Below are 26,626 nucleotides of genomic sequence, written 5' to 3' on the forward strand. Positions count from 1 at the left end.
GGCCTGCCCCGGCCCCGGTCACCCGTGCGGTGGCCGGGGCTTCGCCGCAGTTCCTACAACCCCAGCTGCTTGGTCTCCTGGAGTGCGGCGATCGCCGATTTGTCGCCGTCCAGGTCCACCTCGGCCGCGCCCTGCCTGCCGTAGGCGAAGAGGAGCAGTTCGGAGGGCTCGCCCGTGACCGTCACCACCGGGGTGCCGCGGTGGGCCACCGCCGTGCGACCGTCGGGGCGGCGCAGGACCAGGCCCACCGGGGCCTTGCGGCCGATCAGGCGGGCCGTGCGTTCCAGGTTGGACCAGAGGGCGTCCGCGAAGACCGGGTCCAGCTCGCGCGGGACCCAGTCGGGGCGCGCGCGGCGCACGTCCTCGGTGTGGATGTAGAACTCGACGGCGTTCGAGGCCTCGTCGATCTGCTTGAGGGAGAAGGGCGAGAAACGCGGGGGCCCGGTCCTGATCAGCTGGATCAGTTCCTCGTACGGCTTCGCGGCGAACTCGGTCTGCACCCGTTCCAGGCGCCCGGCGAGCTGCTTGATCACCAGTCCGCCCGCGGCGTCCGCGCGGCGCTCGCGCACCACCACATGGGCCGCGAGGTCCCGGGTCCTCCAGCCCTCGCACAGCGTGGGGGCCTCCGGGCCCTCCGCCTCCAACAGGTCGGCGAGGAGAAGTCGTTCACGCTTCGCATGGGTCGACATACGCCCAAGCCTACGACCGCGCACCCGGTCCGGACAGTGGACGCGTGCCCGGCGGCCACCCCGCGCGCGGCACAATGGGCGCATGACCAGCGTTCCCCCGCCCAGCAGCGGCCTCGACCCGCGGATCGCCGCGCGACTCAAGCGCAGCGCCGACGGGCTCCTCCCCGCCATCGCCCAGCAGTACGACACCGGCGAGGTGCTGATGCTCGGCTGGATGGACGACGAGGCACTGCACCGCACCCTCACCACGGGACGCTGCACCTACTGGTCCCGCAGCCGCCAGGAGTACTGGGTCAAGGGCGACACCTCCGGGCACGTCCAGCACGTCAAGGAAGTCGCCCTCGACTGCGACGCGGACACCGTCCTCGTCCGGGTCGACCAGGTCGGCGCCGCCTGCCACACCGGCACGCGCACCTGCTTCGACTCCGACGTGCTCCCCCTGTCCGGCACCCCCGCGCCGGACGCGTCGGGCGACACGGCCGCAGGTCAGTAGGGTCTGCTGCCATGGACCTCGAGACCTTCCGCAAGCTGGCGTCCGACCGCCGAGTGATCCCCGTCAGCCGCAAACTCCTCGCGGACGGCGACACCCCCGTCGGGCTCTACCGCAAGCTCGCCGCCGAACGCCCCGGCACGTTCCTCCTCGAATCCGCCGAGAACGGCAGGTCCTGGTCCCGGTACTCCTTCGTCGGCGTCCGCAGCGCCGCCACCCTCACCGTCCGCGACGGCGCGGCCCACTGGCTCGGCACCCCGCCCGTCGGCGTCCCCACCAGCGGCGACCCGCTCGAAGCGCTGCGCGCCACCATCGCCATACTGCACACCCCACGCGACGTGGCGGGCGCCGCGGGGCTCCCGCCCTTCACCGGCGGCATGGTCGGCTACCTCGGCTACGACATCGTGCGCCGCCTGGAGAAGATCGGCCCCGGCGAGCGGGACGACCTGCGGCTCCCCGAGCTGACCATGCTGCTCACCAGCGACCTCGCCGTACTCGACCACTGGGACGGCTCCGTCCTGCTGATCGCCAACGCGATCAACCACAACGACCTCGACTCCGGTGTCGACGAGGCGTACGCCGACGCCGTCGCCCGCCTCGACGCCATGGAGGCCGACCTCTCCCGGCCCGTCGCCCAGCCCCCGGCGGCGCTGCCCGCCTCCGAGCTGCCCGAGTTCACCGCGCTCTGGGGCGGCGAGCAGTACCAGGAGGCCGTCGAGGACATCAAGGAGCGCATCCGCGCCGGCGAGGCCTTCCAGGTCGTGCCCTCGCAGCGCTTCGAGACCCCCTGCACGGCGAGCGCGCTCGACGTCTACCGAGTGCTGCGGGCCACCAACCCCTCGCCGTACATGTACCTCCTCCGCCTCGACGGCTTCGACGTGGTCGGATCGAGCCCCGAAGCCCTCGTCAAGGTCGAGGACGGGCGTGCCATGGTGCACCCCATCGCGGGCACCCGCCACCGCGGCGGCACCCCGCGGGAGGACCAGGCGCTCGCCGAGGAACTGCTCGCCGACCCCAAGGAGCGCGCCGAGCACCTGATGCTCGTCGACCTCGGCCGCAACGACCTGGGCCGGGTCTGCGAACCGGGCTCCGTCGAGGTCGTCGACTTCATGTCCATCGAGAAGTACTCCCACGTCATGCACATCGTCTCCACGGTCACCGGTCAGGTCGCCCAGGGCCGCACCGCCTTCGACGTGCTGACCGCCTGCTTCCCCGCGGGCACCCTCTCCGGCGCGCCCAAGCCCCGCGCCATGCAGATCATCGACGAGCTGGAGCCGTCCCGCCGCGGGCTCTACGGCGGCTGCGTCGGCTACCTCGACTTCGCCGGCGACTCCGACACCGCCATCGCCATCCGCACCGCCCTGCTCCGCGACGGCACGGCATACGTGCAGGCCGGAGCCGGTGTCGTCGCCGACTCCGACCCCGTGGCCGAGGACACCGAGTGCCGCAACAAGGCCGCCGCGGTGCTCCGCGCCATCCACACGGCGAACCGCCTGCGCGCCGCCGGAAGCGGTGAGGGATAGTGGACAGGTGACTTCCGCAGTGCCATCGCCCCGTACCGACGCGCCGCCCGCCGAGACCCCGGCCCAGCGCGGCAGCAGGCGCAGCATCGCCGCCGCGCTGCTGCTCGGCGCCGTCGGCGCGGCCCTCGCGCTCCTTGCGTCCCGCCGGGACTGGGCCCACGGGACCGCGTCGGTGGCGGGCGGCGCCCTTTCGCTGACCGCCAAGGGCAGCGACGTCACGGGCGTCCCCGCGGCCCTCGCGATAGTGGGCCTCGCCGCCCTCGTCGCGGTCTTCGCGGTCCGCCGCACCGGACGCGTCCTGGTCGCCCTGCTGCTCACGCTGAGCGGCGCGGGCGTCGTGGCCGCCGCCCTGCTCGGCGCGGACGACGCCTCGGCGCTCGACGAGAAGGCCGCCACGGCGTCCGGCGACGCCGCCACCACCATCGACGGCCTCTCCCACACCGGATGGCCGTACGCCGCAGCGGGCGCGGGCGTCCTGATCCTGGTCGCCGGACTCCTCGCGCTCACCTGCGGCCGGTCCTGGCCCGCGATGTCGGGGCGCTACGAACGCGACGGCTCCCCGCGCCCGCGCAAGGCGCGCGGCACCCCGGACCCGGAGCGGCCCGAGGAACTGTGGAAGGCCCTGGACCGCGGCGAGGATCCGACGCGCGAAGCGTGACCCCGAGCTCACGCCATACGCACGGGTACGGGACAATGTCGGCGAGCGTCCGACTCGCGGTGGGCTTCCCACCCATCACCACGCATACAGCAAATAGGAGCAAGTCATGGCGGGCAGCAGCCACGGACACGGACACACCCCGGCCGCCTGGACCGGTGTCATCATCGCCTTCATCGGTTTCTGCGTCGCGGGCGCCTTCATGGTGATGGCCAACGTGCCCGGGTTCTGGGTCGGCATGGCGATCATCGCGCTCGGCGGCATCGTGGGCGGCGCCATGCGCGCCGCGGGCATGGGCCAGAACAAGCGCCCGCAGCGCGAGGTCCGGCGCTCCGAGGCCTGAGCACGCACATGCCGAGAGGCGGTCCGGCGCTCGCCGGGGCCGCCTCTCGGCATGTCGGGGGCCGGGCGGCGGCCCCGCCCGCGGGGCAGAATGCACGGGTGACCGCCGAGACCGAGAGCGCGAGGGCCATGCCGGGGAGCGAGATGCCGGGAGGCGCCGTGCCAGGACCCCCCGGACGGCGCGAGCCCGGCGTCCTGGCCCGGCTGCTCGTCCCCGCCGGTGTGCTCGCCGCGGTCGCCGGGGCCTTCGCCTACGTCGGCGCCGTCGACCCGAACGAGCCCGGCCACTACCCCGCCTGCCCGCTGCTGCGCCTCACCGGCGTCTACTGCCCCGGCTGCGGGGGCCTGCGCAGCGCCCACGCCTTCGTCCACGGCGACCTCACCGCGGCCCTGGGCGCCAACGCCCTCGCCGTCGCCGGCTACGTCGTCTTCGCCGTGCTCTGGTCCTTCTGGGTGATTCGCGCGGTGCGCGGACGACCGCCGCGGATCGAGGCGGGCCCGGCGACGCTCTGGGGCCTCGGCGTCCTGATCGCGGTCTTCACCCTCGTACGGAACCTGCCGTTCGGCTCCTGGCTGCACCCCTGAAAAGCGCAGGCCGGACGGGTGAGGCGTGTCCAGGTCCTGGGACGGGCGTCAACCGGATGCTGGGGCTTCGTCCTCCTGCGGATACCATCGCAGTGACCAGCTTGAACGTCAGCTTCAACCGTCAGGGAAGGGGACCGCTCGCGTGAGTGTGCTCGACGAGATCATCGACGGAGTCCGTGCCGACCTCGCGGAGCGGCAGGCGCGCGTCAGCCTCGACGAGCTCAAGGAGCGCGCCGCCAAGGCTCCCGCGGCCAAGGACGGCGCCGCCGCCCTGCGCGGCGACGGCGTCAAGGTCATCTGCGAGGTGAAGCGCTCCAGCCCCTCCAAGGGCGCGCTCGCCGCGATCGCCGACCCCGCCGGGCTCGCCGCCGACTACGAGGCGGGCGGCGCCGCCGTCATCTCCGTGCTCACCGAGGAGCGCCGTTTCGGCGGCTCGCTCGCCGACCTGGAGGCCGTCCGCGCCAAGGTCGACATCCCCGTCCTGCGCAAGGACTTCATCGTCACCTCCTACCAGCTGTGGGAGGCCAGGGCGTACGGCGCCGACGTGGCGCTGCTCATCGTGGCCGCTCTTGAGCAGCCCGCGCTGGAGTCCCTCATCGAGCGCGCCGAGTCGATCGGCCTCACGCCGATCGTCGAGGTGCACGACGAGGAGGAGGCCGAGCGCGCCGTGGACGCGGGCGCCCGGGTCATCGGCGTCAACAACCGCGACCTCAAGACCCTCAAGGTCGACCGCTCCACCTTCGAGCGCATCGCGCCCGAGCTGCCGGACAGCGTCGTCAAGATCGCCGAGTCCGGTGTCCGCGGACCGCACGACCTGATCGCCTTCGCCAACGCGGGCGCCGACGCTGTGCTCGTGGGCGAGTCCCTGGTCACCGGGCGCGACCCGAGGTCCGCGGTCTCCGACCTCGTCGCGGCGGGCGCCCACCCGGCCCTCCGCCACGGACGGAGCTGACCCTCCCGATGCCGATCTCCGCCCGCCTCGCACCCGGCTGCCGCCCCCGCGGCTGCCGGGCGCCCGCGCGGCGCGTGCGGGGCAGGCGGGTGCGCTACCACATCGGCTCGGAGCCGGGCCAGATCCCCGGGATGCGATGGCGACGCGGCGCCCCGACCGCCGCAGCGAGCTGAGAAGCGCCCCCGCGAGGGGTGCGGGAAACCGCGCGACAGGCCCATGACGGGCCGCGGTCGCGCCAGAGCCACGACCAGCCGCGGCGCCAGGGCACACGCGCGAGAAACCGACATCAGCCCCAGCGAGGATCCGCCATGCCCAGCCAGTTCTTCATCCCGGACCCCGAGGGTCACGTGCCCAGCGCCGAAGGCTACTTCGGCGCGTTCGGCGGCAAGTTCATCCCGGAGGCCCTGGTGGCCGCCGTGGACGAGGTCGCCGTCGAGTACGACAAGGCCAAGAACGACCCCGCCTTCGCCGCCGAGCTGGACGACCTGCTCGTCCACTACACGGGACGGCCCAGCAGCCTCACCGAGGTCCCCCGCTTCGCGGAGCACGCCGGGGGCGCCCGGATCTTCCTCAAGCGCGAGGACCTCAACCACACCGGCTCGCACAAGATCAACAACGTGCTCGGCCAGGCCCTGCTCACCAAGCGCATGGGCAAGACCCGCGTCATCGCCGAGACCGGCGCGGGCCAGCACGGCGTCGCCACCGCCACCGCCTGCGCGCTCTTCGGCCTCGAATGCACCATCTACATGGGTGAGATCGACACCGAGCGCCAGGCCCTGAACGTGGCCCGGATGCGCATGCTCGGCGCCGAGGTCATCGCCGTGAAGTCCGGCAGCCGCACCCTCAAGGACGCCATCAACGAGGCGTTCCGCGACTGGGTCGCCAACGTCGACCGCACCCACTACCTCTTCGGGACCGTGGCCGGGCCGCACCCCTTCCCCGCCATGGTGCGCGACTTCCACCGCGTGATCGGCGTCGAGGCCAGGCGGCAGATCCTGGAGCGCGCCGGGCGGCTGCCCGACGCCGCCATCGCCTGTGTGGGCGGCGGCTCCAACGCCATCGGCCTCTTCCACGCGTTCATCCCGGACGCCGGCGTCCGCCTCGTCGGCTGCGAGCCCGCGGGGCACGGCGTCGAGACGGGCGAGCACGCGGCCACGCTGACCGCGGGCGAGCCGGGCATCCTGCACGGCTCCCGCAGCTACGTGCTCCAGGACGAGGAGGGCCAGATCACCGAGCCCTATTCGATCTCCGCGGGCCTGGACTACCCCGGCATCGGCCCCGAGCACGCCTACCTCAAGGACAGCGGGCGCGGCGAGTACCGGGCGGTCACCGACGACGCCGCCATGCAGGCGCTGCGGCTGCTCTCCAGGACCGAGGGCATCATCCCGGCCATCGAGAGCGCCCACGCGCTCGCCGGCGCCATCGAGGTCGGCACGGAGCTCGGCACGGACGGGCTGATCGTCGTCAACCTCTCCGGGCGCGGCGACAAGGACATGGACACGGCCGCACGCTACTTCGGCCTGTACGACACGGACGCCGCCGTCGAGGCGGACGCCGCGGCCACCGCGGAGATCGAGGGGGACGCCAAGTGAGCGGCAACATCCGGCTGTTGGACGACACCCTGGCCGCCGCGAAGGCCGAGGGACGCTCCGCGCTCATCGCCTATCTGCCCGCGGGGTTCCCGACGGTCGACGGCGGCATCGCGGCGGTCAAGGCGGTCTTCGACGGCGGCGCCGACGTGGTCGAGGTCGGGCTGCCGCACAGCGACCCGGTGCTCGACGGCCCGGTCATCCAGACCGCCGACGACATCGCCCTGCGCGGCGGCCTCAAGATCCGCGACGTGCTGCGCACGGTCCGCGAGGCATACGCGGCGACCGGCAAGCCGGTGCTGGTCATGACGTACTGGAACCCCATCGACCGCTACGGCGTGGAGCGCTTCACCGCCGAGCTCGCCGAGGCGGGCGGCGCCGGGTGCATCCTGCCCGACCTGCCCGTCCAGGAGTCCGCGCTGTGGCGCGAGCACGCGGCGAAGCACGGTCTCGCCACCGTCTTCGTCGTCGCGCCGAGCAGCAAGGACGAGCGGCTCGCCACGATCACGGCGGCGGGCTCCGGCTTCGTGTACGCGGCGTCGCTGATGGGCGTCACGGGCACCCGCGAGTCCGTCGGCGAGCAGGCGCAGGAACTGGTGCGGCGCACCAAGGCCACCACCGGTCTGCCGGTCTGCGTCGGCCTCGGCGTCTCCAACGCACGCCAGGCGGCGCAGGTCGCGGGCTTCGCCGACGGGGTGATCGTCGGCTCGGCCTTCGTGCGGCGGATGCTGGACGCCGAGGACGAGGCCGCCGGGCTCGCCGCCGTGCGCGCGCTCGCCGGTGAACTCGCCGACGGTGTCCGCGGCAAGGCATAGGGACCCGTGCAGGGGGCCCGACGCGGGCCCTCACTCGTACGGGTGGTCCTGGACCGGGGAGGCACGCTCGTGCCTCCCCGGTTCGTTGGCGGGGTGTGAGTGAGAAGAACCGTGACGGAAAGCGAACGGCCCGCGAGCGGGTGGCCGAGGAGCGAGAGCGGCAGAAGGCGCGCGACAAGCGGCGCCGGGCGCTGATCGTGGGTGCCGCGGTGGTCGGCGTCCTCGGCCTCGCCGCCGTGGTGGGCCTGCTCGCCGCCGGCTCCGGCGACGACAAGAGCGACACATCGGGTCCGGTGAGCGCCCCCAAGGGGGCGACGGGCAAGGACTCGCTGACGATCCCGCTGGGCAAGGAGAGCGCCAAGTCGACGCTCACCATCTGGGAGGACTTCCGCTGCCCGGCCTGCAAGGGCTTCGAGGACACCTACCGCTCGACGATCCACGAGCTGGCCGACCAGGGCCGGCTCAAGGTCGAGTACCACCTGGCCACGCTCATCGACGGGAACATGGGCGGCAGCGGCTCCCTCCGCGCGGCCAACGCCGCGGGCTGCGCCCAGGACGCCGGGAAGTTCACCGAGTACCACGACGTGCTCTTCAAGAACCAGCCCGCCGAGCCGGACGACGCCTTCGGGAAGAACGACAAGCTGATCGAGCTGGCCGGTCAGGTCGACGGCCTCGCCACGGACACGTTCAAGAAGTGCGTGAACGACGGCGAGCACGACAAGTGGGTCGCCAAGTCCCACCAGGCCTTCCAGGACGCGAAGCTCCAGGGTACGCCGACCGTGAAGCTCAACGGCAAGAGCATCTTCGGCGACCAGAGCAATCCGCTCACCCCGGCGAAGCTGCGGCAGATGGTGCTGGACGCCGACAAGTAGGTTCGTGGGGAGCGCCTGTTATGGACCCGTAGCCGGGCTGGTTCCCGCCCGCGCCGCCCGGCACGGTAGCGTCGGTCCTGCCATGGACCTTGCCTTTATCCCCAGTCCCTCGCGCGGTGTGGTCGAACTCGGCCCCATTCCGCTGCGTGGCTACGCGTTCTGCATCATCATCGGCGTCTTCGTGGCCGTCTGGCTCGGCAACAAGCGGTGGGTCGCTCGCGGAGGCCAGTCCGGCACCGTGGCCGACATCGCCGTGTGGGCCGTTCCGTTCGGCCTCGTCGGCGGGCGTCTCTACCACGTGATCACGGACTACCAGCTGTACTTCAGCGAGGGCCGCAACTGGGTGGACGCCTTCAAGATCTGGGAGGGCGGCCTCGGCATCTGGGGCGCGATCGCGCTCGGCGCGGTCGGCGCGTGGATCGGCTGCCGCAGGCGGGGCATCCCGCTGCCCGCCTGGGCCGACGCGCTGGCCCCCGGCATCGCCCTCGCCCAGGCCATCGGCCGCTGGGGCAACTGGTTCAACCAGGAGCTGTACGGCAAGGCCACGGACGTGCCCTGGGCGCTGAAGATCACGTCCGCGGAGGACGGCCGGGTCCCGGGCACCTACCACCCGACGTTCCTGTACGAGTCGCTGTGGTGCGTCGGCGTCGCCCTGCTCGTCATCTGGGCCGACCGCCGCTTCAAGCTCGGCCATGGGCGGGCGTTCGCGCTGTACGTGGCCTCGTACTGCGCCGGGCGCGGCTGGATCGAGTACATGCGGGTGGACGACGCCCACCATGTGCTCGGCGTGCGCCTGAACGTGTGGACCGCGATCGTGGTCTTCCTGCTCGCGGTGGTCTACCTGGTCCTCTCGGCCCGGAAGCGCCCCGGACGCGAGGAGATCGTCGAGCCTGCGGCCGTCGCAGCCGCCTCCGACGGGGCTAGCGACGACGCCGAGGGCGCCGCGAAGCCCGAGGACGGCGCGAAGCGTGACGGGGCCGCGAAGCTCGCCAAGGGCAAGGACGGCGGGGCGGAGCCGGCCTCGGCCCCGGGGGCGAAGGCGCCGAAGGCCTCGGAGCCGAAGTCGAAGCCCGAGTCGGCCGAGAAGAGCTGACGTCTGCTCGTCGTACGTCGACGGGGCCGCCGGATCGGTTGATCCGGCGGCCCCGTTTTCGTAGGGGAGGGGGAGCGGGATCTGACGGTTCGGCACCGCCGAGAAGGTGCGTCCGGCCCCTCGCCGTCGCGGCGGGAGCGTGCTGCGGCGGCGATTCACCGCGACGGCGGGAGGCCGTGGCGAGCGGTCGGTCGCCGGGGCCTTCGGGCAGGCTCACGCGTGGTCCGCTGGCCGGGGCCTTCGGGCAGGCTCACGAGGGCCGCTGTCCCGGGCCTCGGGCAGGCTCATGCTCGGGCGGCCAGGGACAGGACGCGTTGGGCGCCCTCCACCACCGCCTTGTCCACGAAGCGGCCGCCCGGCAGGGCCTGGGCGCCCTCCTCGACCGCCGCCGCTTCGATGATCTCTTCCGCCCGCTCGATCTCCACGGGCGTCGGCAGATAGGCCCGTTCGATCACCGGGAGCTGTCGGGGGTGGATCGCCGCGCGGCCGAGGAAGCCGAGCGAGCGGCCCCGGGCGCAGGACACGGCCAGGCCCGCCAGATCGCGGATGTCCGGGTGGACCGACTGGGCGGGCGGCGCGAGGCCCGCCGCGCGCGCCGCCACCACGACGCGGGAGCGGGCCCAGTCCAGGCCCGCGTCCTCCCGTACGCCCAGGTCAGCGTGGAGGTCGGCCTCGCCGAGGGAGATGCCGTGCAGGGCGGGGTGCGCGGAGGCGATGGCGAAGGCGTGTTCCAGGCCGAGCGCCGATTCGAGCAGGGCGTGCAGCGTGGGGGCGCCGCCGTCGGACGGCACGGCGCGGTCGGCGACCCGGACGACCTCGGCGCGCGAGGTCACCTTGGGCAGCCGCAGCCCCGCGAGGCCGGGGAGCGGGGCGATCGTGCGGAGGTCGGTCTCGGCGAAGGGACCGTCGAGGGCGTTCACCCGGACGTGGACGGGCACGTCGTGCGGCCGGGGTTCCGACAGGAGTTCGGCGGTCGCCGCGCGCGCGTACTCCTTGCGGTCGGGGGCGACCGCGTCCTCCAGGTCGACGATCACCACGTCGGCGCCCGCGTGCAGGGCCTTGGCCACCACGCCGGGCCGGTCCCCGGGGACGTACAGCCAGGTCAGGGGGTGCGGCGCGGTCACAGGGCGCCCTCCTTGCGCAGGGTGGAGATCTCTTCCGGGCACAAGCCGAGCTCGGTGAGGACGGCGTCGGTGTCCGCGCCGTGCGGGCGCCCCGCCCAGCCGATGCCGCCCGGGGTCTCGGAGAGCCGGAAGAGGACGTTCTGCATGCGCAACGGGCCCAGCTCCGGGTCGTCGACGGTGGTGATCGTGTCGAGGGCCGCGTACTGCGGGTCGGCCATGACGTCCCGCACGTCCTGGACGGGGGCGACCGCCGCCTCCGCCTGCTCGAAGGCGTCGATCACCTCGGCGCGGGTGTGCCGGGCGATCCAGGCGCCGACCGCCCCGTCGAGGACGTCCGCGTGGCGGGCCCGGCCCGCGCCCGTGCCGAACCACGGCTCGTCGATCAGTTCGGGGCGGCCGACCAGCCGCATCACGCGTTCGGCGATGGACTGCGCGGAGGTGGAGACCGCGACCCAGCCGCCGTCGGCGGTGCGGTAGGTGTTGCGGGGCGCGTTGTTGGTGGAGCGGTTGCCCGTGCGGGGCTGGACGTGGCCGAGCTGGTCGTACCAGAGCGGCTGCGGGCCGAGGACCGTGAGGATCGGCTCGATGATCGCCATGTCCACCACCTGGCCGCGCCCCGTGCGGTCGCGGGCGGCGAGCGCCGTCAGCACCGCGTACGCGGTCGCGAGCCCGGCGATGGAGTCGGCGAGGCCGAAGGGCGGCAGCGTGGGCGGCCCCTGCGGGTCGCCGGTGATCGCGGCGAAGCCGCTCATCGCCTCGGCGAGCGTGCCGAAGCCGGGGCGGCGGGCGTAGGGGCCGAACTGGCCGAAGCCGGTGACGCGGGCCAGGACGAGCCGGGGGTTGGCCGCGCTCAGCTCCTCCCACCCCAGGCCCCACTTCTCCAGGGTGCCGGGGCGGAAGTTCTCCACGATCACGTCGGCGGTGGCGGCGAGGCGCAGGAGCGTGTCCCGGCCGCCGGGCGTCGAGAGGTCCAGCGTCATCGTCCGCTTGTTGCGGCCGAGCAGCTTCCACCACAGGCCGACGCCGTCCTTCGACGGGCCGTGGCCGCGGGAGGGGTCGGGGCGCGTGGGGTGCTCGACCTTGACGACGTCCGCGCCGAAGTCACCGAGCATCGTGGCGGCGAGCGGCCCCGCGAAGAGGGTCGCGAGGTCCAGGACGCGCAGACCGCCGAGCGGCTTCGTCGGGGCCGGCTGCGCCATGAGGGGCTGCGTCACGCGGGGTTTCGTCATGAGGGGGAGCCCTTTGCCGCGCCGGACGTCCGGGCGTCGATCTCCTTGCGGTACGGCATCGAGGCCGAGGCGCCGGGACGCTGGACGGAGAGCGCCGCCGCCGCCGACGCCCAGCCGAGCGCGTCCGTCATCGGCCTGCCCTCGGCGAGCGCCACGGCCAGGGCCCCGGCGAAGGTGTCGCCCGCGCCGGTGGTGTCGACCGCCGTCGTCGTGCGGGCGGGGACCGTGACCGGTTCGGCGCCCCGCGCCGCGTACAGGCTGCCGCGTGCGCCGAGGGTGACGACGACCTCGGGGACGTGCGGGAGCAGCGAGAGCGCGGCGGCCCGTGGGTCGTCGGAGATGCCGGTGAGCGTGCGGACCTCGTGCTCGTTGGGCAGCAGCAGGTCGGTCGCCGCGAGGAGCGCTTCCGGCAGCGGTTGGGCGGGGGCCGGGGTGAGGATCGTGCGGACGCCGTGGGCGCGGGCGGTCCGCGCGGCGGCGAGCACCCCGTCGACCGGGATCTCCAGCTGGAGGAGCAGGGCGTCGGCGGTGGCGATCACGGCCTCGTCGCCCGCGGAGAGTTCGTCGACGGTGCCGTTGGCGCCGGGGATGACGACGATGGCGTTGCCGCCCTTGTCGTCGACGACGATGTGCGCGGTGCCCGACTGGGCGTCGACGGTGCGCAGCAGGTCCGTGTCGACGCCGGACTGGGCGAGGGCGCAGCGGATCTGGGTGCCGTAGGAGTCGGTGCCGACCGCCCCGATCATCGAGACGGTGGCGCCCGCGCGGGCCGCCGAGACGGCCTGGTTGACGCCCTTGCCGCCGGGGATCGTGCGGAACTCGCGGCCCGTCACGGTCTCACCGCGCTGCGGGGCCCTGTCGACGTAGGTGACGAGGTCCATGTTGGCGCTGCCGAGGACGGCGATGTGGGGGGTGTGCGTCATGGGCGGGGTGCCTCCGGGGCGGTGGGTGCGGTGAGCGCGGCGGTGAGGTCCGCGAGGGTGTCGAAGCCGATGCCGTCGAAGCCGGCGACGGAGGTGGCGAGCCGGTTCTTCAGGGGCGCCGTCCAGCGTTCGGGGAGCGCGTCCGGGTGTCCGGCGAGCAGCCCCGCGACCGAGCCCGCGGTCGCGCCGTTGGAGTCGGTGTCCCAGCCGCCGGAGACGGCCCGCGTGATGGAGCCGTGGAAGTCCCCGTCGGCGTGGGTGAGGGCGGCGGCGAGCAGGGCGGCGTTGGGGACCACGTGGACCCAGTGGTGGTGCCCGTGGGCGGCGTGCAGCAGATCCACCACGTCCTCGAAGTGCCGTGTGGTGGAGGCGAGTCGGATGCCGTCGCGCACCGCGCGGGCCAGGCGTGAGGGGGCCGGCACGGCGGCGAGACCCGCCCGCAGGCACTGGTGGACGTCGGTGTGTCCGCCGGCCGCCGCGGCGATGGTGGCTGCCGCGAACATCGCGCCGTACACGCCGTTCACCGTGTGGCTCAACCGCGCGTCGCGCCGTGCCTGTCGGGCGGCGGCCATGGGGTCGCCGGGGTTCGTCCAGCCGTGGACGTCGGCGCGGATCAGGGCGCCGATCCACTCGCGGAAGGGGTTGCGGTGCATGGCGGTGTGCGGCGGCTCGATGCCCTGGAGGAGGTTGCGGTACGCGACGCGCTCGGCGGTGAAGGTGCGGCCCGCGGGCAGCTCGTCCAGCCAGAGCCGCGCCACGTCCCCGGTGGTGAAGGACCGCCCATGGCGCTGGAGCAGGAGGAGGCCGAGGAGCGGGTAGTTCAGGTCGTCGTCCTCCGGCGTCCCGTCGATGTTCTCGGCGAGGGAGGTGGCCGCCGAGCGCCTGTTCCAGGGGTACGCGGCCATCAGCGCGGGCGGCACGCCCCGCTCGGTGAACCAGCTGGTCAGCGGCCAGTTTCCGGTCGCCGCGGCGAGCGCGCGGATGCCGTCGAGGGGCAGCTTCTCCACCGGCTTGCCGAGCACGCAGCCCGCGGCCCTGCCCAGCCAGGCGGCGTGCAGCCGGTCGCGCAGCCCGGGAGCGGCGGCCGCCGGGGTCCCGCGGTCCGCGGGCCCGGACTCCGGCGCTTCCGAGGCCTGCTCGCCGGCGGGGCGGGGCAGCGACGCCAGCTCGTCGAGCAGCCGTTCGGCCAGGGCCCGCAGCGGCGGCGGCGCGGGGACGGGGGAGGCGCCCGCCCGGTCCGGGGCCGGGTGGCCGCCCGCCGCGAGCCAGCGCTCGCGCACGGCGGAGGCGTCCCTGCCGTCCTCGTCGGCCTGGCGCAGCTCATGGCCGATCAGGTCCTCGGGCTGGACCCAGGTCACACGGTTCACGGGGCGGCCGCCAGCGCCGTGAAGGCCGCTTCGTGGGCGCGGCGGCGGCGTACGTCACGGGCGAAGATCTCCCGGGCGACCTCCGTGAGGGCGGCGGCGGGGGAGCGCAGGTCGACGCGGCTCGCCTCGGAGACCGCCGTGACCCACTCCGCGGGGACGGCGGCCTCGCCGTGCAGCGCGCCCACGAGGGCGCCGCTCATCGTCGCGATGGAGTCGCAGTCACGGCCGTAGTTGACCGAACCGAGGACCGTGCGGCGGTAGTCGGAGCCGCCGGCCAGGAGCATGCCGAGGGCGATGGGCAGCTCCTCGATGGAGTGCAGCCGGGAGGGGCGGCGGGCGCCGAGGGAGGGGGTGCGGTAGTCGGGGCCGACGGTGTCGAAGGGGGCGACGGCGGCGCGCAGGGGCCCGATGGCCGCCTCGGTGTCATGCCTGCGCACGGCCACGTCCGCGACCGCCTCGATCGCCGCGCGCGTGCCGTCCTTGGCCAGGGCCAGGCATGCCTCGACCACCGAGGCCGCCGTGGCGCCGGGCGCGCAGGCCGCGGCCACCGCCGCCGCGAAGACGCCCGCCGCCTCGCGGCCGTACGAGGACTGGTGGGCGCCCGCGACGTCCAGGGCCTCGGCGTAGGCGCGGGCGGGATCGGCGGCGTTGACCAGGCCGACGGGCGCCATGTACATCGCGGCCCCGCAGTTGACGATGTTGCCGGAACCGGCTTCGCGCGGGTCGACGTGCCCGTAGTGCAGGCGGGCGACGAGCCACTTCTCGGCGAGGAAGATCCGGTGCAGCGGGAGCGCCTCGGCCTCCAGCTCCGGGATCCAGCGCGGGGTCGTCATCAGGTCGGGCACCAGGTGGTCGGCGACCGCGTACGCGTCGAGGTGGTCGCGGACGGTGGCGTAGACCCGGATGAGGGCGTGCGTCATCAGGGTGTCGTCGGTGATGTGCCCGTCGCCCTTGTGGTACGGCGCGAGGGGCCGGGCCGTGCGCCACCGCTCGCCGTTCCAGGGGCCGACGATGCCGTCGACGCGACCGCCGTGCCGCGCGCCGATCTGCTCGGGGGAGTACCCCTCGACGGGCCCGCCGAGCGCGTCACCGACCGCCGCGCCGACGAGGCTGCCGGTGATGCGGTCGGCGAGGCCGTCGGGTGCGGGTGCGCCGGGTGCGGGGGAGCCAGAGGGCGGGGCGTCGGCCGTGAGCCGGCTAGATGTGGGCGTCATGTCGGGATTGTCCATCTGGAGCACCCGGTTCCGCGGCTGTCAGACGCCCGGCGAGTTCCACCAAATCGGTGCCGGCGAGGCGGGGCAGCGCGCACCCGGAGAGGGTCCGGCAGGCGTCGCGCCACGCCTCGGGGATCGCGGCCGCCGTGCCGAGCGCACCGGTCAGCGCCCCCGCCAGGGCGGGCGCCGAGTCGGCGACACGGGACAGGCACGCGGCGGCGGGCACCGCCTCGCGGATGCGGCCACGCGCGGCGGTGGCCAGGGCGAGGGCCACGGGCACCGTCTCGGCGGCGGCGATCCCGTAGCTGTAGACGTGGTCGACGATCTGGTGTTCGAGGAGCGGTACGAGGTCGAAGGCGCACGCGGCGTTCTGGGCGAGCTTCACCGCGTGCCGGGCGTTGCGGCCGATCTCCGTGTGCTCGGGGAGCCGGGCGAGCGCGGCGTCCACGGCGGCGGTCACGTCGGCGTCGCCGAGGGCCGCCGCGACGGCCGCGGCCATGGCGCGGGCGCCGTGGACGCCGTCACCGTCCTGGGTGTAGCGGGCGTCGAACTCCGCGAGGCCGGCGGCCCGTTCGGGGGCGCCGGGGTGGACCAGGGCGAGCACGCAGGCCCGTACGCAGGCGGCGTCGTCGAAGAAGTGCGGGTTGTCGTGGCCGGTGGCGGGCGGGCGCAGCCCCGCGGCGAGGTTGCCGAGGCCCGCGCGGACGGAGATGCGGGCGCGCAGCGGCAGGACGGCGGACTCCACCTCCGGGGCGAGGGCCGCCGCGTCGGCCACTTCGGCGGCCAGCGCCGACCAGGCGAGGTCGAGCGCCGCGCGGACCCGGCGGTCCGAGGGCGGCCCCTGGCCGAGCCCGTCGTCCGCCGCCCGCAGCAGGGACTCGGCGGTGAACGCCGCCCATTCGGCGTCGTCCGAGGGGCCGAGGCGCAGCGGCTCCGGGGGCTGGTTCAGGGCGATCGGGACGGGGAGCGTGGTGGTCGCGTTCCGCTCCGCGAAGGTGTCCAGCTCGCGGGTGAGCCGCCGGGTCCACTCGGGCATCCGGCTCGCCCGGTGCCGGGCGGCGGGCCACCCGGCGGCGTCACCCGCGGCAAGGCCGAGGAGCAGCCCTTCGGTGCGGGAACGGCTCCGGCCGGGACGGCTGCCGAGGCCGGGGGCGAGCCCGGTGGCGGAGACCGGCCGCGCGGCGGCCCTGTCCAGGGTCACGCCGCCTCCCCCTCGGGCACGAGCAGATCCGCCACGTCCAGCACGTGATGCCCCCGCATGGAGGGCAGGCAGCTCCCGCGGGCCGCCTCGACGGCGGACGCCCAGGCGGCGGGGATGGCCGAGACCCCGCACGTCGCCCCGGCCAGCGCCCCCGCCACGGCCCCGGTGGTGTCGGCGTCCCGCCCCATGTTCACCGCGGAGAGCACCGCGCACCGGAAGTCCCCGCGCGCCGCCGCGTACGCGCCGAAGGCGAGCCCCACCGCCTCCGGGGCGAGGTCGGTCCACGGATACCCCCCGACGACCACCGCCGAGCGGACCGCGCGCTCACCGAGGTGCGCCACGGCCACGGCCCGCCGAAGCGACCGCGAGGTCCAGCTGTCCTCGGGGACGGCGGAGAGCGCCGCCGCCACGACGCCGTCGACCGGGGCGCCGCCCATCGCCGCCGCGACCCCCGCGGCGACCGCCTGGCCGCCGTAGATGCCCTCGCCGTCATGGCTGACGGAGCCGTCGACGGCGATGAGCCGCGCCGCCTCCGCGGGGCGTCCCGCGGCGAAGACGCCGAAGGGCGCGGCCCGCATCGCGAGCCCGTCGCTCCAGGCGTGCCGGTGCTGGGCGGAGATGGGCGCGGCGAGCCCGCGCCGCAGGTTCTCCAGCGTGCCGCGCTCGGAGAAGCCCGCGCCCCGGAAGGGGACGTCCAGGTCGGCGATCCACTGGTGCCAGGCCGCCTCGACGTGGGCGACGGTCAGCGCGGACCCGTGCCGGGCCAGCAGCAGCCCCGAGAAGATCGCGTACTCGGTGTCGTCGGTGCCCGCCGGGTGCTCGGCGACGTAACCGGTGATGCGCCCCCAGCGGGCGCGGATCTCGGACGGTCTCATGTTCTCGGCGGGCGCGCCGAGCGCGTCACCGACCGCCAGGCCGAGGAGCGCGCCCCGTGCCCGCTCGCGGAGCTCGTCGGCGCCGCCCGGCGCCGGGACCGACGTGACGCATGCGCTGGATGCCATGCCGTGCCTCCCTGTCGCGCGGACGGACGGACCGCGCGTCCCTGCATGTCTGCCACGTCAGCCGTTCACCCGAGCACGAGCGGGCCCGGATCACCCCTTCGCCGTGCTCACGGCCCCGTCGCGAGCGGCGCTCCCAGGGCCCCGCCGAGGCGCGTTTTCGCAGGTAAGTACGGCCTTCCTTGCTGGCGGGAGATTTTTTTGGAGCGTACTTTCGACACCGTCCAGACATTGAGGGGGTCCATTCACCATGGCGATCATCGAGACCGAAGCGACGCTGCACGAGGCGCACCGCGACAACCACACGCACCGGGACGTGAACGGCGGCTGGCTGCGTCCCGCCGTCTTCGGCGCGATGGACGGGCTCGTGTCCAACCTGGCGCTGATGACCGGTGTCGCCGGCGGCTCCGTCGCCCATCAGACCATCGTCATCACCGGCCTCGCCGGGCTCGCCGCCGGCGCCTTCTCCATGGCGGCCGGCGAGTACACCTCCGTCGCCTCCCAGCGTGAGCTGGTCCAGGCCGAGCTGGACATCGAGCGCGCGGAGCTGCGCAAGCACCCCAAGGACGAGGAGAAGGAGCTCGCCGCGCTGTACGAGTCGCGCGGCGTCGAGCCGGGTCTGGCCCGCGAGGTCGCCCGGCAGCTCTCCGCGGACCCCGAGCAGGCCCTGGAGATCCACGCCCGCGAGGAGCTCGGCATCGACCCCGGGGACCTGCCGTCGCCCGCCGTGGCCGCGGTGTCCTCCTTCGGCGCCTTCGCGCTCGGCGCCCTGCTCCCCGTGCTGCCGTACCTGCTCGGCGCGACCGCCTTGTGGCCCGCCGTGCTGCTCGCGCTGATCGGGCTCTTCGCCTGCGGCGCCGTGGTCGCCAAGGTGACCGCGCGGTCCTGGTGGTTCAGCGGTCTGCGGCAGCTCGCGCTCGGCGGCGCGGCGGCCGGTGTGACGTACGCCCTGGGCACGCTGTTCGGTACGGCCGTAGGATGAGCGGACGCAGGGCTATGCGAGTTGTTGCATAAGTAACCGTCAATCGGCGGTTTCGACTCCGTGACCAGCGGGCATGAGCCGGTAGCGCTGCGGGCAATGAGGCCTGTGTCGCTCAGGGCCGCCGGCCATCGACCTGTCCGCCGAGCCCCCTCCGTACCGCCCCCACCTGCGAGGGCGGTGTCCACATGTTGGAATGACGTATCCGCTTTTCGAGAAGCGTTCCATCATGTAACCTGCACGAAATTTCGCCAGGGCCAAAGTCGTCCCTCGCCTCACGTACCCCCAGAGCCGGAGCGGCCTGGGAGGTCCCAGCCACGACGACGACGGGAGTGCCGATGCGTACCCACGCCTGGTCGCCCATGGATGGTCGCCCCGCCCCCCAGGGCATGTACGACCCCCGTAACGAACACGACGCCTGCGGTGTCGGGTTCGTGGCCACCCTCACCGGTGTTGCCAGCCATGAGCTGGTCGAACAGGCGCTGACGGTACTGCGCAACCTCGAGCACCGCGGCGCCACCGGCTCCGAGCCCGACTCCGGTGACGGCGCCGGCATCCTGCTCCAGGTCCCGGACGCGTTCCTCCGCGAAGTGGCCGGATTCGAACTTCCCGCCGCCGGCGCCTATGCGGTAGGCATCGCCTTCCTGCCCGTCGACACCGCGGGCACCGCCGACGCCGCCGTCTCACAGATCGAGACGATCGCCTCGGAGGAGGGCCTGACCGTCCTCGGCTGGCGCGAGGTCCCCGTCGCCCCCGAGCTGCTCGGCGCCACCGCCCGCTCGACGATGCCCGTCTTCCGGCAGGTCTTCGTGGCCGACGGCGAGAACACCGGCCTGGCTCTCGACCGCAAGGCGTTCGCGCTGCGCAAGCGCGCCGAGCGCGAGGCGGGGACCTACTTCCCCTCGCTCTCCGCCCGCACGATCGTCTACAAGGGCATGCTGACCACCGGCCAGCTGGAGCCGTTCTTCCCCGACCTGTCCGACCGCCGCTTCGCCACGGCCGTCGCGCTCGTCCACTCCCGCTTCTCGACGAACACGTTCCCGAGCTGGCCGCTCGCACACCCGTACCGCTTCGTCGCGCACAACGGTGAGATCAACACGGTCAAGGGCAACCGCAACTGGATGCGGGCCCGTGAGTCGCAGCTCGCCTCGGACCTCTTCGGCAGCGCGAACCTCGACCGCGTCTTCCCGATCTGCACCCCCGACGCCTCCGACTCGGCGTCCTTCGACGAGGTGCTGGAGCTGCTGCACCTGGGCGGGCGCTCGCTCCCGCACTCCGTCCTGATGATGATCCCCGAGGCCTGGGAGAACCACGCCTCGATGGACCCGGCACGGCGCGCCTTCTACCAGTACCACTCCACGATGATGGAGCCCTGGGACGGCCCCGCCTGCGTCACCTTCACCGACGGCACCCAGGTCGGCGCCGTCCTCGACCGCAACGGACTGCGCCCCGGCCGCTACTGGGTCACCGACGACGGCCTCGTCGTCCTCGGCTCCGAGGTCGGCGTCCTCGACATCGACCCCGCGAAGGTCGTCCGCAAGGGCCGCCTCCAGCCCGGCCGCATGTTCCTCGTCGACACCGCCGAGCACCGCATCGTCGAGGACGACGAGATCAAGGCGGGCCTCGCCGCCGAGAACCCGTACCAGGAGTGGCTGGAAGCCGGCGAGATCGAGCTGTCCGACCTGCCCGAGCGCGAGCACATCGTGCACACGCACGCCTCCGTCACGCGCCGCCAGCAGACCTTCGGCTACACCGAGGAAGAGCTGCGCGTCATCCTCGCCCCCATGGCCAAGACCGGCGGCGAGCCGCTCGGCTCCATGGGCACGGACACCCCGATCGCCGCCCTCTCCGAGCGCCCCCGGCTGATCTTCGACTACTTCACGCAGCTCTTCGCGCAGGTCACCAACCCGCCGCTGGACGCCATCCGTGAAGAGCTCGTCACCTCCCTGCACTCCTCGCTGGGTCCGCAGGGCAACCTGCTCGAACCGACCGCCGCGTCCTGTCGCAGCGTCACGCTGCCCTTCCCGGTGATCGACAACGACGAGCTGGCCAAGCTCATCCACATCAACGCCGACGGCGACATGCCCGGCATGACCGCCGCGACCCTCTCGGGCCTCTACCGCGTCGGCGACGGCGGCCGCGCCCTCGCCGCCCGCATCGACGAGATCTGCGCCGAGGCCGACGCCGCCATCGAGGCCGGCGCCCGCCTGATCGTGCTCTCCGACCGGCACTCCGACGCCGAGCACGCGCCGATCCCCTCGCTGCTGCTCACCTCGGCCGTCCACCACCACCTCATCCGCACCAAGCAGCGCACCCAGGTGGGCCTGCTCGTGGAGGCGGGCGACGTGCGCGAGGTCCACCACGTGGCCCTCCTCATCGGCTACGGCGCCGCGGCCGTCAACCCCTACCTGGCGATGGAGTCCGTCGAGGACCTCGTCCGCGCCGGCACCTTCCTGCAGGCCGACGAGAACGGCGGGGCCGAGCAGGCCATCCGCAACCTCATCCACGCCCTCGGCAAGGGCGTCCTGAAGGTCATGTCCAAGATGGGCATCTCCACCGTCGCCTCCTACCGCGGCGCCCAGGTCTTCGAGGCCGTCGGCCTGGAGCAGTCCTTCGTCGAGCGGTACTTCAGCGGCACGACGACGAAGATCGGCGGCGCCGGCCTCGACGTCATCGCCCAGGAGGTCGCCGCCCGGCACGCCAAGGCCTACCCGGCCTCCGGCGTCCCCTCGGCGCACCGCGCCCTGGACATCGGCGGCGAGTACCAGTGGCGCCGCGAGGGCGAACCGCACCTGTTCGACCCCGAGACGGTCTTCCGCCTCCAGCACTCCACGCGCAGCCGCCGCTATGACATCTTCAAGCAGTACACGGGCCGCGTGAACGAGCAGTCCGAGCGGCTGATGACCCTGCGCGGGCTCTTCGGCTTCAAGTCGAACCGCCCCTCGATCTCCATCGACGAGGTCGAGCCGGCTTCCGAGATCGTCAAGCGGTTCTCGACCGGCGCCATGTCGTACGGCTCGATCTCCCGCGAGGCGCACGAGACGCTCGCCATCGCCATGAACCAGCTCGGCGGCAAGTCCAACACCGGTGAGGGCGGCGAGGACGCCGAGCGCCTGTACGACCCGGCGCGCCGCTCCTCCATCAAGCAGGTCGCCTCCGGCCGCTTCGGCGTGACCAGCGAGTACCTCGTCAACGCCGACGACATCCAGATCAAGATGGCGCAGGGCGCGAAGCCCGGCGAGGGCGGCCAGCTGCCGGGCCACAAGGTCTACCCGTGGGTCGCCAAGACGCGTCACTCGACGCCCGGCGTCGGCCTCATCTCGCCGCCGCCGCACCACGACATCTACTCCATCGAGGACCTGGCCCAGCTGATCCACGACCTGAAGAACGCCAACCCGCAGGCCCGCATCCACGTGAAGCTGGTCTCCGAGGTCGGCGTCGGCACGGTCGCCGCGGGCGTCTCCAAGGCCCACGCGGACGTCGTCCTCATCTCCGGCCACGACGGCGGCACCGGCGCCTCCCCGCTGACCTCGCTCAAGCACGCGGGCGGCCCCTGGGAGCTGGGCCTCGCCGAGACCCAGCAGACCCTGCTGCTCAACGGCCTGCGCGACCGCATCGTCGTCCAGACGGACGGCCAGCTGAAGACCGGCCGCGACGTCATCATCGCCGCGCTCCTCGGCGCCGAGGAGTTCGGTTTCGCGACCGCGCCGCTCGTCGTCTCCGGCTGCGTCATGATGCGCGTCTGCCACCTGGACACCTGCCCCGTCGGCATCGCCACGCAGAACCCGGCGCTGCGCGAGCGCTTCTCCGGCAAGGCCGAGTACGTCGTCAACTTCTTCGAGTTCATCGCCGAAGAGGTCCGCGAGCTGCTCGCCGAGCTGGGCTTCCGCTCCATCGAGGAGGCCGTCGGCCACGCCGAGCTGCTCGACACCGAGAAGGCCGTCACGCACTGGAAGGCGCAGGGCCTCGACCTGGCGCCGCTCTTCCACGTGCCCGCCCTGCCCGCCGGCGCCGTGCGCCACCAGATCGCCGTCCAGGACCACGGCCTGGAGAAGGCCCTCGACAACGAGCTGATCAAGCTCTCCGCCGACGCGCTCGCGGCCTCCAGCGCCACCGACGCGCAGCCCGTCCGCGCCCAGGTCGCCATCCGCAACATCAACCGCACGGTCGGCACCATGCTCGGCCACGAGGTGACGAAGAAGTTCGGCGGCGCGGGCCTGCCCGACGACACCATCGACATCACGTTCACCGGTTCGGCCGGCCAGTCCTTCGGCGCGTTCGTGCCGCGCGGCGTCACGCTCCGCCTGGAGGGCGACGCCAACGACTACGTCGGCAAGGGCCTCTCCGGCGGCCGGATCATCGTCCGCCCGGACCGCGGCGCCGACCACCTCGCCGAGTACTCGACGATCGCCGGCAACACCATCGCGTACGGCGCGACGGGCGGCGAGCTGTTCCTGCGGGGCCGCACCGGCGAGCGCTTCTGCGTCCGCAACTCCGGAGCCACGGTGGTCTCCGAGGGCGTGGGCGACCACGGCTGCGAGTACATGACCGGCGGCCACGCCGTCGTCCTCGGCGAGACCGGGCGCAACTTCGCGGCCGGTATGTCCGGCGGCATCGCGTACGTCATCGACCTGGACCGCGACAACGTCAACGCCGGCAACCTCGCGGCCGTCGAGCCGCTCGACGAGTCCGACAAGCAGTGGCTGCACGACGTCGTGCGCCGCCACCAGGAGGAGACGGGCTCCACCGTCGCCGAGAAGCTGCTCGCCGAGTGGGACTCCGCCGTGGAGCGCTTCAGCAGGATCATCCCCAGCACGTACAAGGCAGTGCTCGCCGCCAAGGACGCCGCCGAGCGAGCCGGTCTCTCCGAGACCGAGATCACCGAGAAGATGATGGAGGCGGCGACCAATGGCTGATCCCAAGGGCTTTCTGAACCACGGCCGCGAGGTCGCGCGGACCCGCCCGGTCGGCGAGCGCGTCCAGGACTGGAACGAGGTCTACGTCCCCGGTTCGCTCCTGCCGATCATCTCCAAGCAGGCCTCGCGCTGCATGGACTGCGGCATCCCGTTCTGCCACAACGGCTGTCCGCTCGGGAACCTCATCCCGGAGTGGAACGACTACGCCTACCGCGAGGACTGGTCGGCCGCGCAGGAGCGCCTGCACGCCACGAACAACTTCCCGGAGTTCACCGGCCGCCTCTGCCCGGCCCCGTGCGAGTCGGCGTGCGTGCTCGGCATCAACCAGCCGCCCGTCACCATCAAGAACGTCGAGGTCTCGATCATCGACCAGGCGTGGGACCGCGGCGACGTCGCGCCCCAGGCCCCGGAGCGGCTCTCCGGCAAGACGGTCGCGGTCGTCGGCTCGGGCCCCGCGGGCCTGGCCGCCGCCCAGCAGCTCACCCGGGCCGGCCACACCGTCGCCGTGTACGAGCGCGCCGACCGCATCGGTGGCCTGCTGCGCTACGGCATCCCCGAGTTCAAGATGGAGAAGCGGCACATCAACCGCCGCATCGAGCAGATGCGCGCGGAGGGCACCAAGTTCCGCACCGGCGTGGAGATCGGCCGCGACATCGACGCGACGAAGCTGCGCAAGCGCTACGACGCCGTGGTCATCGCCGCGGGCGCGACCATCTCGCGCGACCTGCCGGTGCCCGGCCGCGACCTGAACGGCATCCACTTCGCCATGGAGTACCTGCCGCTCGCCAACAAGGTCCAGGAGGGCGACTTCGTGGCGCCCCCCATCACCGCCGAGGGCAAGCACGTCGTCGTCATCGGCGGCGGCGACACCGGCGCGGACTGCGTGGGCACGGCCCACCGCCAGGGCGCGGCCTCCGTGACCCAGCTGGAGATCATGCCGAAGCCGGGCGAGGACCGCGCCCCGCACCAGCCGTGGCCGACCTTCCCGATGCTGTACAAGGTCACCTCCGCGCACGAGGAGGGCGGTGAGCGGGTCTACTCCGTCAACACCACCCACTTCGAGGGGGACGAGGACGGCAACGTCCAGTTCCTGCACCTGGTCGAGGTGGAGTTCATCGAGGGCAGGCCGACCCCGAAGCCGGGCACGGAGCGCAAGATCCCCGCCCAGCTCGTCACCCTCGCGATGGGCTTCACCGGCACGGACCGGGAGAACGGCCTGGTGGACCAGTTTGCCCTGGAGCTCGACGAGCGCGGCAACATCGCACGCGACGGCGACTACCAGACGAACGTCCCCGGAGTCTTCGTCGCCGGCGACGCCGGCCGCGGCCAGTCGCTCATCGTCTGGGCGATCGCCGAGGGCCGTTCGGCGGCACGCGGAGTCGACCGCTTCCTCACCGGTGCGAGTGATCTTCCGGCGCCGATCCGTCCGACGGACCGAGCCCTGATGGTCTGACCCGTACGCCGTAATCGCGTACGACCCCTCAAGAACGTCCCGCACAACGGTGTGCGGAACTGACGCGGCGCCCGCTTTGTCCCCGACCGGACGGAGGCGGGCGTCGTGGCGTTCGCGGGGGGTTCCGGAGACCGGACCGCGCGACGCCTGCGTTGCGTGTGGCGCAATGGTATGAGCGTATGTTGCGTCACCCGCAACCCTCATTACGGTTCGGCCGCTTATCCCAATGGGTCTAGACCGCCTCGACCCCGTGTGACCACAATCGCTCCCACCAATCGAACCTGGAGGGGGCCGGCATGAAGCGACGTGTCATCGCGGCTGGTTGTATCGCCATGAGTATCGGACTGACCGCCACGGCGTGCGGCGGCGATGACGGCGGCGACGGCGGCAAGGCCACCGACGGCAAGGGCAAGACCCTGACCGTGTGGATCATGGAGGGGACCAACCCCGACGCCCGTCCGTTCTTCAAGGAGGCCGGCGACGCCTTCGAGAAGAAGACGGGCGCCAAGATCAAGGTCGAGTACCAGCAGTGGGCCACGGCCCAGAAGAAGTTCACGACCGCCATCGAGGGCGGCGCCGAACAGGTGCCCGACGTGGCGGAGGTCGGCACCACCTGGGTGCCGCAGTTCGCCGAGACCGACGCGCTCGTCGACGTCACCGACGACGTGAAGAAGTCCGGCCTCGGCGACGACCTCGTCGAGGGCCTGAAGGACGCGGGCACGCTCGACGGCAAGCAGTACGGCATGCCGTGGTACGCGGGCGTGCGCTCCGTCGTCTACCGCAAGGACCTCTTCGAGAAGCACGACCTGAAGCCCCCGACCACCTGGAAGGAGCTCCAGGCCACCGCCAAGACGCTCAAGGAGAAGGAGCCCGACAAGGTGGCCTTCCCCGTCGCGGGCGGCGCCGAGATGTTCGCGGCCCCCTTCGTCTGGGGCGCGGGCGGCGAGCTGGCCACCGAGTCCGGCGGCAAGTGGAAGTCGGGCATCAACTCGCCCGAGGCGCTCAAGGGCATCGAGTTCTACACGGGCCTCGCCACCAAGGACAAGGTCTCCCCGGCCAAGGTCAACACCTGGACCGAGAAGGAGGTCGGCGACGCCTGGAACAAGGGCGAGATCTCCATGGCCATCGGCGGCAACTGGACCCCGAAGGCCATCGTCGACGCCAACCCCGACCTCAAGGGCAAGCTCGGCGCGGTGCCGATCCCCGGCGAGAACGGCGGCATGAGCAAGTCCTTCCTCGGCGGCTCCTACCTGTCCACGTTCAACACGGACAAGAAGGAACTCGCCTGGGAGTTCGTGAAGATGCTCACCACCGGTGACTTCGCCGCCAAGTGGGCCGAGCAGACCAACTACTTCCCCGGCCAGAACTCCGAGCTGAAGAAGATCGCCGCGAAGAAGGACCCGCTGGTCGAGCCGTTCGCCAAGCAGATGCTCGAAGCCGGCGCCACGGTCCCCAAGACCAAGGCGTACGGCGAGATCCAGGCCTCCAAGGTCATCCCCGGCATGGTCCAGTCGATCCTGACCGGCAAGGCCTCCGTCAAGGAGGCCGCCGACAAGGCCGCCAAGGACATGGACGCGATCTTCGCCAAGGACAAGTGAGCGAGGTCGAGTTCGGCAC

23 protein-coding genes are annotated in these 26,626 nt (G+C 73.0%); 15 read left to right on the forward strand and 8 right to left on the reverse strand.

Annotation, left to right across the window (positions count from 1 at the left end):
- Positions 1–53: 53 nt before the first annotated feature.
- Positions 54–689: a TIGR03085 family metal-binding protein gene (locus DCW30_RS32825; RefSeq protein WP_076686755.1), complete on the reverse strand. Its 636-nt coding sequence runs from the start codon at positions 687–689 to the stop codon at positions 54–56.
- Positions 690–771: 82 nt separating this feature from the next.
- On the opposite strand from DCW30_RS32825, the gene hisI reads away from it, so the two are divergent.
- The 11 genes from hisI to lgt all read left to right on the forward strand — a co-directional run bounded on the left by hisI (position 772) and on the right by lgt (position 9,605).
- A complete protein-coding gene (gene hisI, locus DCW30_RS32830) occupies positions 772–1,182 on the forward strand; it encodes a phosphoribosyl-AMP cyclohydrolase (RefSeq protein WP_076686756.1) in 411 nt (136 codons plus the stop codon).
- An 11-nt stretch (positions 1,183–1,193) separates the two neighbouring features.
- A complete protein-coding gene (locus DCW30_RS32835; RefSeq protein ID WP_062781250.1) occupies positions 1,194–2,702 on the forward strand; it encodes an anthranilate synthase component I in 1,509 nt (502 codons plus the stop codon).
- A 7-nt stretch (positions 2,703–2,709) separates the two neighbouring features.
- The gene (locus DCW30_RS32840; protein ID WP_076686757.1) at positions 2,710–3,360 is read left to right on the forward strand and encodes a TIGR02234 family membrane protein; all 651 of its coding nucleotides are present in this window, start codon (positions 2,710–2,712) and stop codon (positions 3,358–3,360) included.
- Positions 3,361–3,466: 106 nt separating this feature from the next.
- Entirely contained in the window at positions 3,467–3,700 is a 234-nt protein-coding gene (locus DCW30_RS32845; RefSeq protein WP_062781254.1) for an HGxxPAAW family protein, read from the forward strand.
- Between the two features lie 143 nt (positions 3,701–3,843).
- Positions 3,844–4,284 carry a DUF2752 domain-containing protein gene (locus tag DCW30_RS32850; protein ID WP_062781304.1) on the forward strand — a complete coding sequence of 147 codons (441 nt, stop codon included), beginning with the start codon at positions 3,844–3,846 and terminating at the stop codon, positions 4,282–4,284.
- Positions 4,285–4,426: 142 nt separating this feature from the next.
- Positions 4,427–5,236 carry an indole-3-glycerol phosphate synthase TrpC gene (trpC, locus tag DCW30_RS32855; RefSeq protein WP_062781256.1) on the forward strand — a complete coding sequence of 270 codons (810 nt, stop codon included), beginning with the start codon at positions 4,427–4,429 and terminating at the stop codon, positions 5,234–5,236.
- 8 nt (positions 5,237–5,244) lie between these two features.
- On the forward strand, positions 5,245–5,409 hold the full coding sequence (trpM, locus tag DCW30_RS38320; RefSeq protein ID WP_373569029.1) for a tryptophan biosynthesis modulator TrpM: 165 nt from the start codon (positions 5,245–5,247) through the stop codon (positions 5,407–5,409).
- 135 nt (positions 5,410–5,544) lie between these two features.
- A complete protein-coding gene (gene trpB / locus DCW30_RS32860; protein ID WP_076686759.1) occupies positions 5,545–6,828 on the forward strand; it encodes a tryptophan synthase subunit beta in 1,284 nt (427 codons plus the stop codon).
- A complete protein-coding gene (trpA, locus tag DCW30_RS32865; protein WP_062781260.1) occupies positions 6,825–7,640 on the forward strand; it encodes a tryptophan synthase subunit alpha in 816 nt (271 codons plus the stop codon). Before trpB ends, trpA begins: the two co-directional genes overlap by 4 nt.
- A 95-nt stretch (positions 7,641–7,735) precedes the next feature.
- Positions 7,736–8,512, forward strand: coding sequence for a DsbA family protein (locus DCW30_RS32870; protein WP_076686760.1), 777 nt, complete (start codon positions 7,736–7,738; stop codon positions 8,510–8,512).
- An 82-nt stretch (positions 8,513–8,594) separates the two neighbouring features.
- Complete coding sequence (gene lgt / locus DCW30_RS32875; protein ID WP_076686761.1) at positions 8,595–9,605, forward strand: prolipoprotein diacylglyceryl transferase; 1,011 nt, start codon at positions 8,595–8,597, stop codon at positions 9,603–9,605.
- Positions 9,606–9,889: 284 nt separating this feature from the next.
- On the opposite strand, the gene DCW30_RS32880 is transcribed toward lgt, so the two are convergent.
- Genes DCW30_RS32880 through DCW30_RS32910 form a run of 7 tightly spaced genes read right to left on the reverse strand, consistent with a single transcriptional unit; the run spans position 9,890 to position 17,664 of the window.
- On the reverse strand, positions 9,890–10,729 hold the full coding sequence (locus DCW30_RS32880) for an HpcH/HpaI aldolase/citrate lyase family protein (protein ID WP_062781267.1): 840 nt from the start codon (positions 10,727–10,729) through the stop codon (positions 9,890–9,892).
- A complete protein-coding gene (locus DCW30_RS32885; RefSeq protein WP_076689433.1) occupies positions 10,726–11,928 on the reverse strand; it encodes a CaiB/BaiF CoA transferase family protein in 1,203 nt (400 codons plus the stop codon). The genes DCW30_RS32880 and DCW30_RS32885 overlap by 4 nt, the downstream gene beginning before the upstream one ends.
- 26 nt (positions 11,929–11,954) lie before the next feature.
- Positions 11,955–12,881 (reverse strand): ribokinase, encoded by a 927-nt coding sequence (rbsK, locus tag DCW30_RS32890; RefSeq protein ID WP_076686762.1) that lies wholly within the window; start codon positions 12,879–12,881, stop codon positions 11,955–11,957.
- Positions 12,878–14,248 (reverse strand): ADP-ribosylglycohydrolase family protein, encoded by a 1,371-nt coding sequence (locus DCW30_RS32895; protein ID WP_076686763.1) that lies wholly within the window; start codon positions 14,246–14,248, stop codon positions 12,878–12,880. Before DCW30_RS32895 ends, rbsK begins: the two co-directional genes overlap by 4 nt.
- The gene (locus DCW30_RS32900) at positions 14,245–15,462 is read right to left on the reverse strand and encodes an ADP-ribosylglycohydrolase family protein (protein ID WP_076686764.1); all 1,218 of its coding nucleotides are present in this window, start codon (positions 15,460–15,462) and stop codon (positions 14,245–14,247) included. Before DCW30_RS32900 ends, DCW30_RS32895 begins: the two co-directional genes overlap by 4 nt.
- Complete coding sequence (locus tag DCW30_RS32905) at positions 15,446–16,663, reverse strand: ADP-ribosylglycohydrolase family protein (RefSeq protein ID WP_237283448.1); 1,218 nt, start codon at positions 16,661–16,663, stop codon at positions 15,446–15,448. The genes DCW30_RS32900 and DCW30_RS32905 overlap by 17 nt, the downstream gene beginning before the upstream one ends.
- The gene (locus DCW30_RS32910; protein ID WP_062781275.1) at positions 16,660–17,664 is read right to left on the reverse strand and encodes an ADP-ribosylglycohydrolase family protein; all 1,005 of its coding nucleotides are present in this window, start codon (positions 17,662–17,664) and stop codon (positions 16,660–16,662) included. The genes DCW30_RS32905 and DCW30_RS32910 overlap by 4 nt, the downstream gene beginning before the upstream one ends.
- A 247-nt stretch (positions 17,665–17,911) precedes the next feature.
- Between DCW30_RS32910 and DCW30_RS32915 the strand changes: the two genes are divergently transcribed.
- The 4 genes from DCW30_RS32915 (at position 17,912) to DCW30_RS32930 (ending at position 26,607) form a co-directional block, all read left to right on the forward strand.
- On the forward strand, positions 17,912–18,643 hold the full coding sequence (locus tag DCW30_RS32915) for a VIT1/CCC1 transporter family protein (protein WP_062781277.1): 732 nt from the start codon (positions 17,912–17,914) through the stop codon (positions 18,641–18,643).
- 335 nt (positions 18,644–18,978) lie between these two features.
- Complete coding sequence (gltB, locus tag DCW30_RS32920; RefSeq protein WP_076686765.1) at positions 18,979–23,556, forward strand: glutamate synthase large subunit; 4,578 nt, start codon at positions 18,979–18,981, stop codon at positions 23,554–23,556.
- Positions 23,549–25,009: a glutamate synthase subunit beta gene (locus tag DCW30_RS32925; RefSeq protein WP_062781282.1), complete on the forward strand. Its 1,461-nt coding sequence runs from the start codon at positions 23,549–23,551 to the stop codon at positions 25,007–25,009. Before gltB ends, DCW30_RS32925 begins: the two co-directional genes overlap by 8 nt.
- 332 nt (positions 25,010–25,341) lie before the next feature.
- Positions 25,342–26,607: a sugar ABC transporter substrate-binding protein gene (locus DCW30_RS32930; protein WP_232626658.1), complete on the forward strand. Its 1,266-nt coding sequence runs from the start codon at positions 25,342–25,344 to the stop codon at positions 26,605–26,607.
- Positions 26,608–26,626: the final 19 nt, after the last annotated feature.

It is taken from the genome of Streptomyces alfalfae (assembly GCF_004127445.1).
Taxonomy (GTDB): Bacteria; Actinomycetota; Actinomycetes; order Streptomycetales; family Streptomycetaceae; genus Streptomyces; species Streptomyces alfalfae.

What these genes read in the sequence shown, in the direction of transcription:
- DCW30_RS32825 (WP_076686755.1), bottom strand. Translation starts at nt 689, where the DNA reads ATGTCGACCCATGCGAAGCGTGAACGACTTCTCCTCGCCGACCTGTTG.
- hisI (WP_076686756.1), top strand. Translation starts at nt 772, where the DNA reads ATGACCAGCGTTCCCCCGCCCAGCAGCGGCCTCGACCCGCGGATCGCC.
- DCW30_RS32835 (WP_062781250.1), top strand. Translation starts at nt 1,194, where the DNA reads ATGGACCTCGAGACCTTCCGCAAGCTGGCGTCCGACCGCCGAGTGATC.
- DCW30_RS32845 (WP_062781254.1), top strand. Translation starts at nt 3,467, where the DNA reads ATGGCGGGCAGCAGCCACGGACACGGACACACCCCGGCCGCCTGGACC.
- DCW30_RS32850 (WP_062781304.1), top strand. Translation starts at nt 3,844, where the DNA reads ATGCCGGGAGGCGCCGTGCCAGGACCCCCCGGACGGCGCGAGCCCGGC.
- trpM (WP_373569029.1), top strand. Translation starts at nt 5,245, where the DNA reads ATGCCGATCTCCGCCCGCCTCGCACCCGGCTGCCGCCCCCGCGGCTGC.
- trpB (WP_076686759.1), top strand. Translation starts at nt 5,545, where the DNA reads ATGCCCAGCCAGTTCTTCATCCCGGACCCCGAGGGTCACGTGCCCAGC.
- lgt (WP_076686761.1), top strand. Translation starts at nt 8,595, where the DNA reads ATGGACCTTGCCTTTATCCCCAGTCCCTCGCGCGGTGTGGTCGAACTC.
- DCW30_RS32885 (WP_076689433.1), bottom strand. Translation starts at nt 11,928, where the DNA reads ATGGCGCAGCCGGCCCCGACGAAGCCGCTCGGCGGTCTGCGCGTCCTG.
- rbsK (WP_076686762.1), bottom strand. Translation starts at nt 12,881, where the DNA reads ATGACGCACACCCCCCACATCGCCGTCCTCGGCAGCGCCAACATGGAC.
- DCW30_RS32900 (WP_076686764.1), bottom strand. Translation starts at nt 15,462, where the DNA reads ATGACGCCCACATCTAGCCGGCTCACGGCCGACGCCCCGCCCTCTGGC.
- DCW30_RS32910 (WP_062781275.1), bottom strand. Translation starts at nt 17,664, where the DNA reads ATGGCATCCAGCGCATGCGTCACGTCGGTCCCGGCGCCGGGCGGCGCC.
- DCW30_RS32915 (WP_062781277.1), top strand. Translation starts at nt 17,912, where the DNA reads ATGGCGATCATCGAGACCGAAGCGACGCTGCACGAGGCGCACCGCGAC.
- gltB (WP_076686765.1), top strand. Translation starts at nt 18,979, where the DNA reads ATGCGTACCCACGCCTGGTCGCCCATGGATGGTCGCCCCGCCCCCCAG.
- DCW30_RS32925 (WP_062781282.1), top strand. Translation starts at nt 23,549, where the DNA reads ATGGCTGATCCCAAGGGCTTTCTGAACCACGGCCGCGAGGTCGCGCGG.
- DCW30_RS32930 (WP_232626658.1), top strand. Translation starts at nt 25,342, where the DNA reads ATGAGTATCGGACTGACCGCCACGGCGTGCGGCGGCGATGACGGCGGC.